The 18,427-nt window shown below is 69.0% G+C and carries 13 protein-coding genes and 3 pseudogenes; 10 read left to right on the top strand and 6 right to left on the bottom strand.

What is annotated here, in order from left to right; translation table 11 throughout:
• The first annotated feature begins 61 nt into the window (after positions 1 to 61).
• On the top strand, positions 62 to 1,165 hold the full coding sequence (locus P3G67_RS00885; protein WP_276091692.1) for a sugar ABC transporter substrate-binding protein: 1,104 nt from the start codon (positions 62 to 64) through the stop codon (positions 1,163 to 1,165).
• A gap of 293 nt (positions 1,166 to 1,458) precedes the next feature.
• Here P3G67_RS00885 and P3G67_RS00880 read toward each other — a convergent pair whose 3' ends face one another.
• From P3G67_RS00880 to P3G67_RS00870, 3 genes are all read right to left on the bottom strand, one after another.
• The gene (locus tag P3G67_RS00880) at positions 1,459 to 1,830 is read right to left on the bottom strand and encodes an SH3 domain-containing protein (RefSeq protein ID WP_276091691.1); all 372 of its coding nucleotides are present in this window, start codon (positions 1,828 to 1,830) and stop codon (positions 1,459 to 1,461) included.
• 171 nt (positions 1,831 to 2,001) lie between these two features.
• Complete coding sequence (locus P3G67_RS00875; RefSeq protein WP_276091690.1) at positions 2,002 to 2,775, bottom strand: SDR family NAD(P)-dependent oxidoreductase; 774 nt, start codon at positions 2,773 to 2,775, stop codon at positions 2,002 to 2,004.
• Positions 2,768 to 3,328: a cupin domain-containing protein gene (locus P3G67_RS00870; RefSeq protein ID WP_276091689.1), complete on the bottom strand. Its 561-nt coding sequence runs from the start codon at positions 3,326 to 3,328 to the stop codon at positions 2,768 to 2,770. Before P3G67_RS00870 ends, P3G67_RS00875 begins: the two co-directional genes overlap by 8 nt.
• Positions 3,329 to 3,707: 379 nt before the next feature.
• On the opposite strand from P3G67_RS00870, the gene P3G67_RS00865 reads away from it, so the two are divergent.
• The 6 genes from P3G67_RS00865 (at position 3,708) to P3G67_RS00840 (ending at position 13,552) form a co-directional block, all read left to right on the top strand.
• Complete coding sequence (locus P3G67_RS00865) at positions 3,708 to 4,034, top strand: plasmid stabilization protein (RefSeq protein WP_276091688.1); 327 nt, start codon at positions 3,708 to 3,710, stop codon at positions 4,032 to 4,034.
• Between the two features lie 528 nt (positions 4,035 to 4,562).
• Positions 4,563 to 7,637, top strand: coding sequence for an FAD-binding and (Fe-S)-binding domain-containing protein (locus P3G67_RS00860; protein WP_276092046.1), 3,075 nt, complete (start codon positions 4,563 to 4,565; stop codon positions 7,635 to 7,637).
• Between the two features lie 125 nt (positions 7,638 to 7,762).
• Positions 7,763 to 9,580 carry a thiamine pyrophosphate-requiring protein gene (locus P3G67_RS00855; RefSeq protein ID WP_276092045.1) on the top strand — a complete coding sequence of 606 codons (1,818 nt, stop codon included), beginning with the start codon at positions 7,763 to 7,765 and terminating at the stop codon, positions 9,578 to 9,580.
• Entirely contained in the window at positions 9,577 to 10,701 is a 1,125-nt protein-coding gene (locus P3G67_RS00850; RefSeq protein WP_276091687.1) for an enolase C-terminal domain-like protein, read from the top strand. Before P3G67_RS00855 ends, P3G67_RS00850 begins: the two co-directional genes overlap by 4 nt.
• A gap of 12 nt (positions 10,702 to 10,713) precedes the next feature.
• On the top strand, positions 10,714 to 12,492 hold the full coding sequence (locus P3G67_RS00845) for a glycoside hydrolase family 15 protein (RefSeq protein WP_276091686.1): 1,779 nt from the start codon (positions 10,714 to 10,716) through the stop codon (positions 12,490 to 12,492).
• Between the two features lie 46 nt (positions 12,493 to 12,538).
• A complete protein-coding gene (locus tag P3G67_RS00840; protein ID WP_276091685.1) occupies positions 12,539 to 13,552 on the top strand; it encodes an SDR family oxidoreductase in 1,014 nt (337 codons plus the stop codon).
• 67 nt (positions 13,553 to 13,619) lie between these two features.
• On the opposite strand, the pseudogene P3G67_RS00835 reads toward P3G67_RS00840, so the two are convergent.
• A pseudogene (locus tag P3G67_RS00835) lies at positions 13,620 to 13,898 on the bottom strand (FAD-dependent monooxygenase); the annotation flags it as partial.
• A gap of 480 nt (positions 13,899 to 14,378) precedes the next feature.
• On the opposite strand from P3G67_RS00835, the gene P3G67_RS00830 reads away from it, so the two are divergent.
• Positions 14,379 to 15,836 (top strand): multicopper oxidase family protein, encoded by a 1,458-nt coding sequence (locus P3G67_RS00830; protein WP_276091684.1) that lies wholly within the window; start codon positions 14,379 to 14,381, stop codon positions 15,834 to 15,836.
• 190 nt (positions 15,837 to 16,026) lie between these two features.
• Here P3G67_RS00830 and P3G67_RS00825 read toward each other — a convergent pair.
• A pseudogene (locus P3G67_RS00825) lies at positions 16,027 to 16,221 on the bottom strand (NrfD/PsrC family molybdoenzyme membrane anchor subunit); the annotation flags it as partial.
• Between the two features lie 4 nt (positions 16,222 to 16,225).
• Here P3G67_RS00825 and P3G67_RS00820 point away from each other — a divergent pair.
• Together P3G67_RS00820 and P3G67_RS00815 are read left to right on the top strand one after the other, a co-directional pair.
• Positions 16,226 to 16,492: pseudogene (locus P3G67_RS00820) on the top strand (hypothetical protein); the annotation flags it as partial.
• A gap of 287 nt (positions 16,493 to 16,779) precedes the next feature.
• Positions 16,780 to 17,667, top strand: a complete 888-nt coding sequence (locus tag P3G67_RS00815; RefSeq protein ID WP_276091683.1) for an alpha/beta fold hydrolase — start codon at positions 16,780 to 16,782, stop codon at positions 17,665 to 17,667.
• Positions 17,668 to 18,011: 344 nt separating this feature from the next.
• On the opposite strand, the gene P3G67_RS00810 is transcribed toward P3G67_RS00815, so the two are convergent.
• The gene (locus P3G67_RS00810) at positions 18,012 to 18,356 is read right to left on the bottom strand and encodes an STAS domain-containing protein (protein WP_276092044.1); all 345 of its coding nucleotides are present in this window, start codon (positions 18,354 to 18,356) and stop codon (positions 18,012 to 18,014) included.
• Between the last annotated feature and the right edge of the window lie 71 nt (positions 18,357 to 18,427).

The following is an 18,427-nucleotide window of genomic DNA, read 5'->3' as shown; positions in this document are numbered from 1 at the left end:
GGAGTTCTACTCACCTCCACCTCGGCCGTACCCTCGCGGCCCTGTCAGGGAGGTACCCCTCGTGAACACCACTCTGCGTCGCGCCGTCGTGGCGACCGCGGCAGTGTCCATAACGCTCAGCATGGCGGCGTGCGGCAAGAAGTCGGTCGACACCGGCAAATCCACCGCAGCGGACGTGAACCAGGGCTTTCGGATTGGTCTGGCCCTCCCGGAGAACCAGACCACCCGCTACGAGGCGGTCGACCGCCCGCAGATTCAGACAAGGCTCAAGGCACTCTGCCCGAAGTGCCAACTCGACTACGAGAACGCCGGGCAGAACGCCAACACCCAGGAAGCGCAGCTCAATACGTTGATCAGCGACGGCGACAAGGTCATCATCGTCGACCCGGTCGACTACCAGGCGATTCAGCCCTCGATCGAAAAGGCACACGCGGCGGGCATCAAGATCGTCTCCTATGACCGCCTGGCGCAGGGAGCGGTGGACGGGTACGTGTCGTTCGACAACACCCAGGTCGGCAAGGAGCAGGCACAGGGCCTGCTGGACGCCCTCGGTGGCCGGGTCGCCCCGAGCACTCCGGTCGTCATGATCAACGGTGACAGCGCCGACCCGAACGCGGCGCAGTACAAGGCCGGCGCGCTCAGCGTGCTGCGCGGCAAGGTCAGGATCGCGGCCGAGTACGACACCCCGGGCTGGCAGGCCGACGAGGCGAGCAAGGAGATCGACAACGCGATCAACCGCCTGGGCAAGAGCAACATCGCCGCCGTCTACTCGGCCAACGACGGCATGGCCACCGGGATCGTCAACACCCTGCTGGCCGACCATCTCAGCACGCTGCCTCCGATCAGCGGCCAGGACGCCCAACTGGACGCCACGCAGAGGATCGTGGCAGGACTGCAGTCGTTCACCATCTACAAGCCGTACGCCGTGGAGGCCGACACCGCGGCACAGATGGCGATCGAACTGGCCACCGGCCAGCCGCTCGAAGTCGCGGACAGCACGGTCAGCAGTGCCACGAACAAGGGTATTCCGGCGAAGCTGGTGGCCACCACGATCATGGACAGCAAGAACATAAGACAGACGGTCATCGCCGATGGCCTCTACACCGTGGACCAGATCTGCACCACGCAATACGCGGCGGACTGCGCCAGGATCGGTCTGAAGTAGCCTCTGCCGTCCAGCGCGCCGGGCCTCCGGGAACGACCCGGAGGCCCAGTCGTGCGGCATCTCCTCAACCCAGGGGACAGCCGGTCTCAACGCGGCCTTGCCGAAATCCGCGCTGCCGGCCGTGTGCGGTGCTGGCAGCCTGGTCCGTTCGTCACGCCCGCCGCATGCGGCGCCGCCGCACCACGTAGCGGATCGGGCGCACGTGCCTCCCGCGACGGGTGGTCGGCCCACCGCGGGAGGCCCCGGCAACACGAACTCGCCCCCAGACGTGTCGTGTTGTCGAGAATGGAGCGTTACTTGCAGTAGGGCACCACGGCCAGGTTCTTGACGTAACGCGCGCTCACATAGCCGCGCTTGCCGTCACCCAGCATGTACCACAGGTGGTTGCCGTCGACGTTCTGGCCGTCCTTCTTGCAGTGCAGCGCGATCACCGTTCCCGGGCGGACGGAGCCGAGGGACTTCGAGCTGGTGGTGGGCTGTTCGCGGATCGACAGGTTGATCCTGGAGACCACCTTTCCCGTGGGTTCCGCGGCCTTGGCGGCGGCCGGTGCCGGTGCCGGATGCGCGACCGCGGTCGGCGCCGCGGCCACGGCCGCTGAGGCGCCGCACAGCGCCACCGCGCCCGCCAGCGCGGTGCTCGTCCCCACCAGGGCAACACGGCGCATGCCAAACGTGTACATGTTTCTCCCCCTACTTCGCTGAATGAGAAGTCTTCCCGGATCAGGCCGTAACGACCTTTGGCGTCCTGTATGACACGCGACTCGGCAGGATGGTTGCGCACCGTCAGGCAGGGCAGTCGTTTTCAGCCACAACCAGAGCAGTGCAGGGCCCAGCGGTTACCACGTGGGAGCGCAGGACATCCCGCCGTCCACCACCAGGTCGTGGCCGGTAAGCCACTTGGCCATCGGGGACGCCAGGAAGACACAGGCGTTTCCGACGTCTTCGGCCTGGCCCCGGCACCGCAGGGGTGCGGCCCGGTCCCAGCGGCGCGCTCCGTCCGGCCAGTCGGCCTCCAGCCCCGGCCGGTCGATCAGGCCGGGCGAGACGGTGTTGACCCGGATGCCCAGATGTCCGTGTTCGAGAGCGGCACTGCGCGCGTGCATGATGAGGGCCGCCTTGGACGCGCAGTAGTGCGCGTGCCCCCGAGCGGGCCGGCTGCCCTCGATGGAGGCGATATGGGTGATCGATCCGCCGCCCGTCGTACGCATCGCCTCCACCGCGGCCTGCGTACAGGCGAAGGCGCTCACCATGTTGGGGTCGACCACCTGCCGCCAGTCCGCGACGCTCATGTCCTCCAGGGGCTGTACGGGCTGAACTCCCGCGTTGTTCACCAGTGCGGTCAGCCGTCCGGTCCACGAGGCCGATTCCCGCACGAGGCGCCTGCACTCCGTCTCGTCGGTGAGGTCGGCGCGCAGGGCCAACGCCCTTGCTCCACAGCCCCGGACCCGCTCGACGAGTTCCTCCGCGCGATCGGGCCGGGAACGGTAGTGGACTACGACGGCGGCACCGGCGAGGGCGAACCGCCAGGCGATTCCGCCGCCCACGGTGCCACTGGCACCGGTGACCAGCACGGTGTGCCCCGTCAGGTCGGGCAGGGTCGGGTCACCCACGTTCACTCGTCCCAGGTTCCGGATCCGGGCCGACGGCGTCCTCGTAGCGGGTCGGGACGCCGGGGCGGCACAGGCCTGTGATCCGCTCGGCTGCCTGCGGGTAGCGCGCGCAGAGCTGGTCGGCGTCCGCGCCCTCGTAGTCGGCGGGCACGAATCCCGGAGCCATGGTGCAACCGAGCAGCGCCCAACAGCCGCCCTCGGCCACCTTGCCGCCCATCCACGTACCGCCGGGCACGGTGAACTGCACCTGCTGCCCGCCGAGCACATCGTGCCCGAGCACCATCGTCAGGGCGGACCCGTTCGGTTCGAGAAGCAGCAGTTCGACCGGGTCGCCAAGGTAGAAGTGCCAGACCTCGTCAGCGGGCAGTCGGTGCAGCGCGGAGAACTGGTCGTCCTCGGCGGAGAGCAGCACGACGATGGCCGATCCCGCCGCACGACCGCCGGGCACCCGCGGCCCGACCCAGGTACGCCGGAACAGCCCGCCCTCCAGGGGCAGCGGTTCAAGCCCGTAGTGCGAGGCCAGTTCCCGCGCCGTGAGGTCCTCAGGTCGCATCCGCCCACCCCTCATGCGTGTTCCTACGGTCGATCGCGCGAAAGTCGGCAGCGTTGCCCAGACCATAGCGGTTCGCTGCGCGGGTGGTCCCGCGACACCGTCGTCGGCCGGCCGTCCAGTGCCCCAGCTCATGCCGCCACCCAGCCGAGCGCCCCGATCACACCAAGCAGTGGCTGCCGCCGCTGCCCATCCTGGAGATCCTCCGCCACAAGGTCCGCAGCGCGAAGAAGACCGCCCCGCCTACTCCGTCCGGGTCGCGCGCGCTGGCCGGAGGGGGTGAAGTGGATGGAGGGACTCGGTGACCCTGTCGAGGTCAGCCGGGTCGCGGGTACGCGCTGAGTTGGTGCGGACAGCATTGAGCCTGACGAGGAGGAACACGATGCCAGCAGGATCCAGCCGCAAACGGGAGCGGCAGTACGAGCACATCAAGGAGAGCGCCGAGAAGCGCGGCACCTCGGAAGACCGTGCGAAGGAGATCGCCGCGCGCACCGTCAACAAGGAGCGGGCGCGCTCAGGAGAGGCGAAGTCTGCCAGCAGTACGTCCACCCGGGACCCGAAATCGGCCTACCAGCGCGGTGGCGAGCGTTCCCACACCGGAGCGCAGGGGCCGACGAAGGACCAGCTCTACGAAGAGGCGAAGAAGAAGCACATCGAGGGCCGCTCGACGATGACCAAGCAGGAGCTGCGCCAAGCCCTCGGTCGCTGAGGTGCCGCCGCAGGGCTGCCTGCCGTTGCCCCGCGCCCCTGGTGACCCACGATCAGCGGGTCCTCAGGACGTCTGTGCGGCGGCCTCGGGCTGGACCATCCCGCCCCGGCGGCCTCGACGCGGAGTCGCGTGGGCGCGAAGCCGCTGTGGCCATCGGGCCCATCATCCTCCGCGTTGGACGCGCGGCTCGGCCGCGCACCGTCACGGCGCGTTGCTTCGTTTCCGGGCGGCCGGGCACTGTCCCGGGGCAAGCCGGTGCTCCGGCCGCTCCGGAGCTTCGGACGCGGACACGTCCGCGGTGCCACCGCGGGCCCTGGCAGTCCGCCCCGGTGGCATGTTCACTTTCGCGTCCGCGACGGCAGGGCGACGGCGGCCGCACTGACTAAGGGAATGCAGGTCACCCCGGTGAGTGCGAGGCGATGAACCGGGTACGCGCGCTGACGGTGGAGCGCGACGCCGGGATCCTCAGTGGGAGGGAGGGTGTTCATGGTCAGGGCCCATGACGACGCGTCCGGTGGTGGCCGGCGCATGGCCGATGGCAAGCCTTCGACGTCGGATCCGGCGGTTCTCGACGTGGCCGCCCTTGAGCGGGCGCTGCGCCGTCGCGTCGACGGTGAGGTGCGTTTCGACGCGGGCAGCCGCGGCGCGTACGCCACCGACGGGTCCAACTACCGGCAGGTTCCGATCGGGGTTGTGGTCCCTCGTACTGTCGAGGCGGGAGCGGAGGCGGTCGCGGTGTGCGCGCGGTTCGGCGCCCCGGTGCTTTCCCGGGGTGGCGGCACCAGCCTGGGGGGCCAGTGCACCAACACAGCTGTGGTCATCGACTGGACGAAGTACTGCAACCGCCTGGTCTCGGTCGACGCCGAGCGGCGCACATGTGTGGTCGAGCCGGGCATCGTGCTCGACGAGCTCAACCGCCAACTGGCCGAACACGCCCTGCAGTTCGGCCCCAAGCCATCGACCCACAGTCACTGTTCGCTGGGCGGAATGATCGGCAACAACTCCTGTGGGGCGTCCGCCCAGGCGTACGGGAAGACCGTGGACAATGTGCGGCGGCTGGAGGTCCTCACGTATGACGGGGCCAGGTTCTGGGTGGGGGCGACCCCGGATGCCGAATTCGAGCGGATCCTCGCCGCCGGCGGGCGCCGGGCAGAGGTGTACCGAGGACTGCGGGGCATCGTCGACCGCTATCTGGGGGACATCCGGAGGGGCTTTCCGAACATCCCGCGGCGGGTCTCCGGGTACAACCTCGACTCACTGCTTCCGGAGAAGGGCTTCAACGTCGCCCAGGCCCTCGTGGGCAGCGAGGGCACCCTGGTCACCGTCTTGCGGGCGGAACTGGAACTGGTCCCGGTCCCCTCGTTCGATGCCATCTTGGTGCTGGGCTACCCCGACATCTGCGCCGCCGCGGACGACGTGCCCCACCTGCTCGAACACTGCCAGCCCACCCAGTTGGAGGCCCTGGACGGGCGGATGGCGCAGCTGATGCGCGAGGAGCACGCCTTCCTCGACTCACTCGACGGCTTCCCCGAAGGGGACAGCTGGCTGCTGCTCCAGTTCACTGGCGACAGCCAGGAGTCCGTCGACGAAGCCGGGCGGGATCTGCTGCGGGCCCTGGGGCGCAGTGAGGACGACAAAACGGTGGCGTTCTCCGACGACCCGCAGCGCGAACAGCGAATGCTCAAGGCCCGCGAGGCGGGACTCGGCGTCACGGCGCGGCCACCAGACGATCGCGAAACGTGGGAGGGCTGGGAGGACTCCGCCGTCCCTCCCAGTCGGCTCGGGGACTACCTGCGGAGCCTGAAGGAGTTGTTCACGGAGTTCGACTACGACCACCCCTCTCTCTACGGTCACTTCGGTCAGGGCTGTGTGCACACCCGCATCCCCTTCGGTCTGAAAAGCGCCGAGGGCGTCGCGAGGTTCCGGGAGTTTCTGCTGCGGGCCGCGGATCTGGTGGTGTCCTACGGCGGGTCGCTCTCCGGCGAGCACGGTGACGGGCAGGCGCGGGGTGAACTGCTCACGCGGATGTTCGGTGACCGTCTGGTCGCCGCGTTCGGCGAGATGAAGGCCCTTTTCGACCCGGACAACCGGATGAACCCCGGCAAGGTCGTGGCACCCTACCGCGTCGACGAAAACCTCCGGCTCGGTCCTCGGTGGCGGCCGGACAGCCACGCGACGCACTTCGGCTACCCCGACGACCAAGGCTCCTTCACCCGAGCCGTGATGCGCTGCGTCGGCATCGGCAACTGCCGCACCCACACCGGTGGCGTGATGTGCCCCTCCTACCGCGCCACCGGTGAGGAGGAGCACTCCACCCGTGGCCGGGCGCGGCTGCTGTTCGAGATGCTCGGCGGACACGCCGACTCCGCCGTCACCGACGGCTGGCGTTCCAAGGAAGTCCGTGACGCCCTCGACCTGTGCCTGGCGTGCAAGGGCTGCAAGTCCGACTGCCCGACCGGGGTCGACATGGCCACCTACAAGGCCGAGTTCCTCTCACACCACTACGCCGGACGGCTTCGACCCGCCGCGCACTACTCGATGGGCTGGCTGCCGCTGTGGGCGCGGCTGTCACGGGTGTCACCGCGCCTGGTCAACGCCGCCCTGCACGCTCCCGGGTTCGCCCGTCTCGGAAAGGGCTTGGCCGGTGTGGCGGTGCAACGCCAGGCCCCGGTGTTCGCGCAGGAGTCGTTCATCCAGTGGTGGCGCTCACGTGATGTCCCGGACCCCGACCCCGCGGATCCGCGCGCGGTCCTGCTGTGGCCGGACACGTTCAGCACCTACTTCCATCCCGGTGTCGCGAAGGCGGCGGTGCGTGTCCTTGAGGACGCCGGATTCCGCGTGGCGGTGCCCGCGCGGTCCGTCTGCTGTGGGTTGACGTGGATCTCCACCGGCCAACTGGCCACCGCCGAACGGGTGTTGCGGCGTACCCTCGACGTGCTGCGGCCGTGGATCGAGGCGGGTACGCCCTTGGTCGGTCTTGAGCCGTCGTGCACTGCGGTCTTCCGCGCCGACGCCCCGGAGTTGATGCCGGAGAACCAGGACGTCCAGCGGCTGGCGGCGCAGTTCCGCACCTTCTCCGAGTTGCTCCTCAACGACACACCCGACAACTGGCGGGTGCCGAGCCTGGCCCGGTCGGCCACGGTGCAGACGCACTGCCACCAGCACGCGGTGTCGGGGTTCGACGCCGATCGGGAACTGATGCGCCGGGCCGCCATCGATGCCGATGTCCTGGACGCCGGATGCTGCGGGCTCGCCGGGAACTTCGGGTTCGAACGGGGCCATCACGAGCTGTCGATGGCCGTGGGCGAACAAGGTGTCCTGCCTGCCGTGCGACAGAGCCCGCCGAGCGCCCTCATCGTCGCGGACGGGTTCAGTTGCCGTACCCAGATCGAGCAGGGTGGCACCGGTCGGCATGCGATGCATCTGGCCGAGGTCCTGGCTCTGGGCCTTCAGGAGAACGCGCCCGCCGACCACCCGGAGAAGCTCGCCGACCGGCCCACGCACTCGCTGCGCGACGCCCGCCTGCTCACCGCGGGTGCGCTCGCGGCGGCCAGCGGGTGCGTCGCCGCAGTCGTCGCCCTGTGCAAACGGCGGCGCAGATGAACCGGACGGGCGACCCAGCCCCGCGCCGGACAACCGCCCCGGTTCCACCCGGTTACCGTCGCGGTGGTGTCCCGGGCGACATTAGTTGACGTGCCGTCAGATGAGAGGAAGGAAGCATCGTGTCGATCAAGGTCTCCGACTACGTCCTACAGCGACTGCGCGAATGGAACGTCGAACACGTCTTCGCCTACGCGGGTGACGGCATCAACGGCCTGCTCGCCGCCTGGGGCCGTGCCAACAACGATCCGCAGTTCGTGCAGGCACGGCACGAGGAGATGGCCGCGTTCGAGGCCGTCGGATACGCCAAGTTCTCCGGCAAGGTCGGCGTGTGCGCGGCCACCTCGGGGCCCGGCGCGATCCACCTGCTCAACGGCCTGTACGACGCGAAGCTTGACCACGTTCCCGTCGTGGCGATCGTCGGGCAGACCAACCGCAGCGCCATGGGCGGCTCCTACCAGCAGGAAGTCGACCTGCTGAGCCTGTACAAGGACGTCGCGTCCGCGTTCTGCGAGATGGTGACCGTTCCCGAACAGCTCCCCAACGTCATCGACCGGGCGATGCGAACCGCCCTGGCCCAGCGCACCGTGACCGCCGTCATCCTCCCCGCCGACGTGCAGGAGCTCGACTACTCGCCGCCCACCCACGCCTTCAAGATGGTTCCCTCCAGTCTCGGTATCGCCGAGTACGCGCCGGTCCCGACGGACACCGAGATCGCCAGGGCGGCCGAGGTGCTCAACTCCGGGGAGAAGGTCGCCATCCTGATCGGGCAGGGCGCGCGGGGAGCACGGCCCGAGGTCGAGGAGGTGGCCGACCTTCTCGGCGCCGGAGTGGCCAAGGCACTGCTGGGCAAGGACGCGCTACCCGATGACCTTCCCTATGTGACCGGGGCCATCGGGTTGCTCGGCACCCGCCCCTCCTACGAGCTGATGCGGGACTGCGACACGTTGCTCGTCGTGGGCTCCAACTTCCCCTACACCCAGTTCCTGCCGGAACTCGACCAGGCGCGCGCGGTACAGATCGACATCGACCCGCACATGGTCGGGCTGCGCTACCCGTTCGAAGTCAACCTGGTCGGGGACGCCCGCGAGACCCTTCGCCGCCTGTTGCCGCAACTGAAGCGGAAGAAGCACGGGGCATGGCGTAAGAAGATCGAGAAGGACACCGCCCGCTGGTGGGAGGTCATGCAGCGGCGTGCCGCGGTCGACGCCGATCCCATCAACCCCGAATACGTCGTGCACGCCGTCGACGCACTGCTTCCGGAGAACGTCATCCTGGCCGCCGACTCCGGCTCCGCGGCCAACTGGTACGCCCGCCACCTGCGCATGCGCGGCACGATGCGCGGCTCGCTGTCCGGAACCCTGGCCACCATGGGTCCCGGGGTGCCCTATGTCATCGGTGCCAAGTTCGCCCATCCCGACCGGCCCACGCTGGCGATCGTCGGCGACGGTGCCATGCAGATGAACGGAATGGCCGAACTCGTCACCGCCGCGAAGTACTGGCGGGACTGGCAGGACCCGCGACTGATCGTCGCGGTGCTCAACAACCAGGACCTCAACCAGGTCACCTGGGAGATGCGCGCCATGTCGGGGGCGCCGCAGTTCGAGCCGTCGCAGCACATCCCGGACGTGCCCTACGCGGACTTCGCCCGCTCCATCGGGCTCGGCGGCGTGCGCGTGGAGAAGCCCGGCGAGGTGGAGGCAGCCTGGCACAAGGCGCTGGGTGCCGACCGGCCCTTCGTCATCGACTTCCGCACCGATCCGGCAGTCCCGCCGATCCCGCCGCACGCCTCCCTGGACCAGATCGAGGCCGCCGCGGCCTCGATCCTCAAGGGCGACAGCGACCGCGTCGACATGGTCAAGCAGGGTCTGAAGGCCAAGGTCCAGGAAATGCTGCCCGGCCACCGGCACCGCGGGGACCGGCCGGGCGCACAGGAAGACCGATGACGACAACCGCCGACGGCGCGGAGCCTTCGATCGACGCCGTCGAGACAGCCGTCTACACCGTCCCCACCGACGCCCCGGAAGCTGACGGAACACTCAGTTGGGACGCGACGACCCTTGTGCTCGTCCACGTCCGCAGCGGGGAGACCACAGGCTTGGGCTACACCTACGGCGCGCCGGCGACCGGGCAGGTCGTCACCGGCCATCTGGCGGCCGCCGTGACGGGTCGGTGCGCCTGGGACGTCCCGGCAGCCAACGAGGCGATGAGCCAGGCGGTGCGTAACCTCGGACGTCCAGGGCTGGTCGCCGGAGCCATATCGGCCGTCGACATCGCCCTGTGGGATCTCAAGGCCCGGCTGCTCGGCCTGCCTCTCGCGCGGTTGCTCGGCGCGCACCGCCCGCAGGTGCCCATCTACGGCAGCGGCGGCTTCACCACCTACGACGCGAAGACGCAGGACCGCCAGCTGCGGTCGTGGGTGCAGGAGCAGGGCATCGAACGGGTCAAGATCAAGATTGGCGAATCCTGGGGCACGGCGGAGGACCGTGACCGGCAACGCGTCGCGCAGGCACGCGCCAGCATCGGCGACACGGCGGAGCTCTACGTTGACGCCAACGGCGCCTACTCCGCGAAGCAGGCGATCAGGCTCGCCCAGTACCTGGACGACCAAGGCGTCACCTGGTTCGAGGAACCGGTCTCCTCCGACGACCTGGCAGGGCTCGCACAGGTCCGGGCCGCGGTCCATGCGGACGTGACCGCCGGCGAGTACGGCTACGCCCTGCCGTACTTCGGGCACATGCTCGGCGCCGGTGCCGTGGACTGTCTGCAGGCCGACGTCACCCGCTGCGGGGGCATCACCGTCTGGCTGCGGGTGGCGGCTCTGGCCGAGGCCGCCGGACTGCACATCTCCGGCCACTGCGCACCCGCCGTCCACGCCCATGCCGCGGGCGCCGTGCCCAATCTGCGCCATCTGGAATGGTTCCACGACCACGTCCGCATCGAGAACCTTCTCTTCAGCGGAACCCTCGACCCCCACGGCGGGCACATCCGCCCCGGAGCCGACGGCACACCCGGCCACGGGCTGACGCTCCTGGCGGACCAGGCCGAGACCTACCGCACCGGTTGAGTACGGAGAACCATGAGCCTGCTCCAGCCGCCCACCGGACACAGCGTCTTCCCGCCCCAACAGTTGCGTGACTACGCCATGCTCGCGGACGGCGAACGCGGCGCGCTTGTCGGCCCGCGCGGAGAGATCTGCTGGCTGTGCGCGCCCCACTGGGACGGCGACGCCGTCTTCGCCACGCTCATCGGGGGCGACGGCGTCTACGCGGTGACGCCTCGCGGTCCGTTCGTCTCCGGCGGCTACTACGAGGAAGGTTCGCTGATCTGGCGCAGCCGCTGGATCACACACGACAGCATCATCGAGTGCCGCGAAGCCCTCGCCTTTCCCGGCGAGAACGACCGCCTCGTGCTCTTGCGCCGTGTCATGGCGCGCCAGGGGACGGCCTCAGTGCGAGTGGTCCTGTGCCCGTGCGCCGACTACGGTCGACAGCCGCTGAGCGACCCACACAACACCGAAGGGGTGTGGACCGCGCGGACGGGCGAGCACTACATCCGGTGGTCCGGTGGGGCGGACGCGCGACTCGTGGACAGCACCGGACCCGGCCGTCAACTCGTCCTGGACCTGGCGCTGGAGACCGGGGAACAACACGATCTCGTACTGGAGATAAGCACTACTCCCCCACGAGGCCGCCCCGTCGATGCCACCCGCGCGTGGACCGCCACCGAACAGTCCTGGGCGCACACCATCCCCCCGCTCAACCCCACCATCGCGCCGCACGACGCCAGCCACGCCTACGCCGTCCTCCGCGGCATGACCAGCGCCACCGGCGGCATGGTCGCGGCAGCCACCACCAGCCTCCCGGAGCGCGCGGAGCAGGGACGCAACTACGACTACCGTTACGTATGGATCCGCGACCAGTGCTACGCGGGCCAGGCCGCCGCGGCCGCCGGCGCCCACCCCTTGCTGGATGCCGCCGTCCGCTTCGTCACCGCCCAACTCCACACCCACGGGCCCCAGCTGAAACCCGCCTACACCACACACGGCGGCCCCGTTCCGGACCAGCGCTCACTCGACCTCCCCGGCTACCCCGGCGGCTTCGACCGCATCGGGAACCACATCAACCGCCAGTTCCAACTCGACGCGTTCGGCGAGGCCCTCCTGCTGCTCGCCGCCGCGGCCCGCGCCGGCAGACTCGACGACGACGGCTGGAAAGGCGCGGAACTCGCCGCGGCCACCATCGAGACCCGCTGGCGCGAACCCGACGCGGGCATCTGGGAACTGGACGACCAGGCATGGACCCACAGCCGCCTGATCTGCGTCGCCGGACTGCGCGGCATGGCCGCCGTCGCCCCACGCTCCCGTCAGGCCCGGCGCTGGAGTGCTCTGGCCGAGACCATCTTCGCCGCCACCGCCGCCGCCTCACTACACCCGAACGGCTACTGGCAACGCTCCCCCAACGATTCCAGGCTCGACGCAGCCCTGCTACTGCCCCCGCTACGCGGCGCCCTGCCTGCCGACGACCCCCGCACCCGAACCACACTGCACGCTTATAGGCAGCAACTGACCGACAGACACCACGCCTACCGCTTCCGACACGACGATCGCCCGCTGGAGGAAGCCGAGGGCGCGTTCCTCCTGTGCGGCTTCGTCATGGCACTGGCAGAGCACCGCCAAGGCAACGAGATCGCCGCCCACACCTGGTTCGAACGCAACCGTGCCGCGCACGGACCGGCGCAGCTGTACTCCGAGGAATACGACATCGCCCAGCACCAGCTACGCGGCAACCTGCCACAGGCCTTCGTCCACGCCTTCATGCTCGAAAGCGCGGCCCGACTGGCAGCGCAGCCGCCGTGACACCACGCCCGCCGCAACGAACCCACACCCTCCCGAAAGGCACACCATGAGCGAGTCCGTCATCGTCATCACTGGTGCGAGCGCCGGAATCGGCCGGGCAACGGCGCGGATGTTCGCCCGCCGTGGAGCGAACCTGGCGCTGCTCGCCCGCGGGCGCGCCGGGCTGGAGGCAGCCGCCGACGAAGTGCGCGCCAGGGGTGGACGAGCGCTGGTGGTACCGACCGACGTGGCCGACCACCGGCAGGTCGAGGAAGCCGCACGCACCGTCGAGGAGTCGCTCGGCCCCATCGATGTCTGGATCAACGTGGCATTCACCTCCGTCTTCGCCCCGTTCATCGAAATCGAACCGGACGAGTACCAGCGCGTCACCGACGTGACCTACCTCGGATGTGTGAACGGCACCCGGGCCGCGCTGCGGCGGATGCTGCCCAGGGACACCGGCGTGATCGTGCAGGTCGGATCAGCGCTCGGCGCACGGTCCATCCCCCTGCAGTCGGCCTACTGCGGCGCCAAACACGCCGTCAACGGCTTCACCTCCTCTGTGCGCACCGAACTGCTCCACAACGGGAGCAACGTCCACATCACGGTCGTACAGATGCCCGCCGTCAACACCCCGCAGTTCTCGTGGGTCCTGTCCCGGCTACCGAACCACCCGCAACCGGTCCCGCCGATCTACCAGCCCGAGGTGGCCGCCCGCGCCATCGTCCACGCCGCCCACCACCCACGCCGCAAGCAGTACTACGTAGGGGCGTCCACAGTCGCGACGACACTCGCCAACAACGTGGCACCCGCGCTCCTGGACCGCTACCTGGCCCGTACCGGATTCCGCTCCCAGCAGACCGACGACAAGACAACCGCTGAACGGCCGAACAACCTCTGGCACCCCGTCGACGACCACAAGGGCCGGGACTTCGGCGCGCACGGCGTCTTCGACGACCGCTCCGCGGCCCGCTCACCTCAAGCCGCCATGGCCCGGCATCCCCTACTCGTGTCCACGGCGGTGGCGGCGGGAGCCGCCGCGGTCGGCCTGGTGCGGCGACGCATGACGCGGAACCGGTAAGAGCCCCAGCCGCCCAACCGGGGCCTGACTTCCGTCAGTTGGAGCTGGCCTCGCCGACCAGTTCGCAGCCGCGCGAATGCGCGGTGTCCAGCCGGTCCGGCCGCGGCTTGTCGATGCCTGCGAAGGAGCCGCCGACCGCGAACCGCTTGCCGAGCTCCAGGAGCCGCTCCAGCAGACCGCGCTGGTCCATCACCTCGACGCTGCGCACGTGCAGGCCGAGCGCGCGGGACTGCCTGGTCGGCTCCGCCTCCTTCTCCAGCACGAGCGCGCGCACACCGTGCAACCGCGACTCGCCAGCCAGCGTCAGCCCGGTCGGTCCACCGCCGACCATGATGACGTCAATCATGAAACCCCCCATTCAACAAGGTTGCACTTCGGCCAGCCGCTCCGCGCAGTCGAGCAGCGCGCACACCTCCGCGCCGAGTGCCCGCGACCGCAACGCGAGTCCCACCCTCGGTTCGGTATCCCGTGAGACCCATCGTCGCCAAAAGCGCAGGTCGACGGTGTACCCCGCGGAGTCAGCGCGGAATACCCGGGTTCCTCCAACGCCCCTTCCACCCGACGCCTTTGGAACGCGTGGCTCCAGTCGGGCCCGTTCGATGCCAGTCAGGCCGCCCCGCCGTCACAGTGATACGCGCGAGGCGGCACAGCACCGGAATGGAGGTCCATCAGGTGCGCGGTCGGCGGGTGTGCGGTGTGATGTGAGCGTCGGCCGGGTTCGGCTGTGCTAGTGCCAGCGGCAGAGCGTCGAGTCGTCACCGGCGGCACAGCGACCCATAGGGAGACCGGTGTGATACGTCGTCTATCAGGCAGACTGTGCCGGCTTTTGACCGGACTGGCCCTTCCCGCCGCCTTGATGGCCGGTGGCATCGCAGGAGTCTCGGCCACCGCCCCGCCATGGTCGGCCCTCCACAGCAAGGTGAACCCCTCCACCGCGACCCACACCGGACTACCGCTGGAGGACCCGCCAGAGCTGGTCAGCCGCCACGGCGTTCTGCGGGCACGGATCCTTGTGGAGCGGCGGAAGGTCCGGGTAGGCGCCCGTCTCCTGTTCGCCCTCACCTACAACGGCCGCTACATGCCCCCGACCCTCCGTCTGAGGCCGGGTGACCGGCTCGACCTGGCCATGACGAACCGGACGGGGGAAGGCACGAACCTGCACGTGCACGGCCTCCATGTGTCCCCCCGCAGCCCCGCGGACAACATCTTCATCACCATCAGGCCGGGCCAGACCTATCACTACTCGTACCTGCTCCCGCCGTCCGCCACGCCCGGCACATACTGGTACCACTCGCACGAGGACCCGCGGTCCGCCCCCCAGGTGGCCGGAGGCGAGTCGGGCGTCATCATCGTCGACGGGCTGCGCAAGTACCTGCCGGAGTCACTGCGCCACATCACCGAGCACGTCATCGCGCTCAAGGACGACCAGATCGCGGGCGACTCGATCAAGACCGAGGGGCTGACCATCGGAGCCGCGACCAACCGAACGGTCAACGGCCAGCAGAATCCGGTGATCAGCATTCATCCGGGGGAGACCCAGCTGTGGCGGCTGTCAAACATCGGCGCCAACATCTACTACAACCTGCACCTGCCGGGATCGAAGTTCTACGTGATCGCGCAGGACGGTTATCCCGTCAAGCGGATCTACGCCGCTGACAGCCTCGTCATCCCGGCTGCCTCCCGCTTCGACGTGCTCGTGCAGGGCGGCCCGGCGGGCAGCGTCCCGCTGCGCACCCTCGCCTACAACTCCGGCCCGGCCGGCAACCAGTTCCCTCAGGTGGACCTTGCCAAGGTGATCTCCCAAGGAGCGCCGAGAACCCCGGTCCGCATCCCCGCCGACTTCGCGCCGAACGACGACCTCAGCCACGCCAAAGTTGCCGCGCGGCACACCGTTGTCTACACCGAGAACACCGCGGGCACCCAATTCTTCATCAATGGCAAGCTGTTCGACCCGAACCGGGTGGACTTCACCTCGACGCTCAACACGGTCGAGGAGTGGACCGTACTCAACCAGACCAACGAAGACCACTCCTTCCACATGCACACCAACCACTTCCAGGTCATGAGCGTCAACGGCGTACCTCCGCCCAGCGGCCACGCCTGGTACGAGACGGTCAACGTCCCGTTCCGCGGCAGCCTGGTCGTCCGGGTCCACTTCACCGACTTCGTCGGGAAGACGGTGCTGCACTGCCATCTCCTCAACCACGAGGACAAAGGCATGATGGCCGTACTCAACATCGTTCCAGGCCGACGGACTCCTGAGACCACATCGCCGCGCTCGTGACGCCGGTTCGCTGCGCCGGGCCGCCGGCGGGTGAACCTGACACCCACCACTTGACGTCGGACGAGGACGTACCGGCGTCAGCGGCCAGGTGGCTGGGAAAACCAACCACACTGCCGGGAAGGCAAGTTGGCAGGGAGGCCCGACCCGTTCGCGGGCGCGGGCGGCCTGGTCGGCGTAGCGGCACCTTGGGTCACACGGTGTCATCTCCCTTGCCGGTCGTACCGGACGAGGACCGCTCCCGGAGCCGTTCACGCTGCGGTACGACGGTGTACTTCGGATCGCGTGCGGATGCGTCGCCTGCGTGAAAGACCCCGAAGCGGGTGCGGGCGGAACCCGTGAGAAGGGCCAGTCCACCGGCAACCGCCGCGGGGCGGCTGCGGCGGCCATAGCGCTTCGTGCGGCTGCTCTCCGCCGCGGAACTGGCGATCGGCGCCGCGCTGCTGACCCCGGTGGTGCCGGCGGAACTGGCCGGCGCGGCCCTGACCGCCTTCTCCCTGGGCACCGTGACCCTGTACCTGCGCACCCCGGGCATGCGCGAGCCGGGCTCGCTGCGCCCGACCCAGCAGGGGCTGCCGCTGGCGAAGGACTCCTGGATGCTCGGCATCGGCCTGTCCCTGGTCATCGACGGTCTGGCCCAGCGCTGCCGATGCCCCTGACCACCCGACAAGTCCGCCTTCGACGTCTTCCACGGCGAAGGCCGATGGCGTGTCCCCGAGGCCAACGGCAGTTCGCGTCACAGTGGGACGGTTTCTACGACGGAAAGCCAGTCGAGCCGGTGCTCCGCGCACGGCGCTGAGCGGTGAATCGGAACGCACACCCGTTGACTCCGGCATTCACTCCCATGGCCCACCTTTGTGACCCGGTTGGAGTGCGTGGCCGCGCCCGACGGGTGCGGACGGGTGAACACTCAGATGCCGTAGGTCTCACGGAAAGCGAGAACGACATGGCAGCATTTCCGGTCCCCGCCTCATGGCGGCGAATACGTCGCTCACACCTCATCGCGGCCGGGTGTGCCGTGGCGCTGTGCAGCACCGTGGCAGCCCCTGCCACCGCGTACGGCGGCACGACCACGGCCACGACCGCGACCAAACCCACCATCGTGCTGGTGCACGGGGCGTTCGCGGACGCCTCCAGTTGGAACGGGGTCATCGAACGGCTCCAACGCCGTGGCTACACCGTCATCGCCCCCGCCAACCCGCTACGCGGGCTGTACAGCGACTCCACCTACATCGCCTCCGTGCTGGACAGCATCAAGGGCCCGATCGTGCTGGTGGGACACTCGTACGGCGGCGCCGTGAACAGCTCGGCCGCAGCAGGCAACCCCCGGGTGAAGTCACTGGTGTACGTATCGGCACTGATGCCCGACGTGGGTGAGAGCGGCATGTCCCTGGCCGCCAGGTTCCCCAACGGACTCGGCACCGCCATGAAGTCCGTCCCCTACCGGGCCGGCGGCGGCGCCAGCGGGACCGACCTCTACCTCAAGCCCGACAAGCTCCATCAGGTCTTCGCCGCCGACCTGCCGGAGAGCACCACGAAACTCATGGCGGTGACCCAACGGCCCGCGGCAACGACCGCTCTCTCGCAGACGGCCAAGGTAGCCGCCTGGAAGCACATCCCGTCGTGGTTCCTCGTCGCGAAGCAGGACAAGACCATCAACCCCAACCAGGAACGCTTCGAGGCGAAACGCGCGGGTTCACACACCGTGGAGATCGACTCCTCCCACGTGGCCATGATCGCCCACCCCGAAGCGGTCACCGACCTCATCCTCCAAGCCGCCACGGCAGCCGCTTCCACCCGGGCCTACGCTCGCCCGCAACGGGTCCACCCATGACGCCCGGGCCGAGACCGCACTCACCGGCATCACCGCCGCCTCGCTGACCGTGGGCGCGGGCACCGTCGTCCTGGCCGTCGTCCGGGGCGCCCCGCTCCTCTGATCTGCGCTCGACAGCGGACCGTCAACGACGGTACTCAGAACGCCACTTGGGGTCCATGACCGAGTTCCCGCACCAACGCGGCGTCGGACGGGCTGGCTGGCCGCCCGTCCAACACTGCGTGGAGCCGGGTCAGATCTGGTCGATGAACGACCAGACCTCGGTAGGGGCAGTTGGAGTTGGCTTCGCCGATATGCCGAACCAACGTCACCGCCGCGCCCACCCGTCCCGAGACGAACGGCTTCTACGAGGTACGCGGAGACGGGATCCCTTGCGAGTGAAAGGATTCGATGGCGAAATCATCGCAGGAGCCGAACAGCCACAGGAGCCGCACCAGGCAATGCGGTACCCCGCGCAGGCGCAGGTCAGCCCCCTGGTCCTCGGCCGCTCGGGCGGCCGTTATCAAGGCGTTCAGCCCACCGCAGTCGCAAAAACTCAGACGGGCCAAGTCGAGAACGGTGTCGTGATGGGTGGCCACGGCCGCGTTCAGTGCGGACTGCACCGCGGAGGCGCTGACGATGTCGAGTTCACCGGCCACGGTCACCACACACGTGTCCGGACCGGTCTCATGGACCGAAACGTCGATCATGTCGGTCACAGCGCCCCCGGTGGTCGCAGGTTCTTCCAGTAAAGACCTGGATTGCGCGCGGGGCATCTCGT

Source organism: Streptomyces silvisoli, from assembly GCF_029269905.1.
Taxonomy (GTDB): domain Bacteria; phylum Actinomycetota; class Actinomycetes; order Streptomycetales; family Streptomycetaceae; genus Streptantibioticus_A; species Streptantibioticus_A silvisoli_A.
This window is presented reverse-complemented; position numbering and strand designations above follow the sequence as displayed.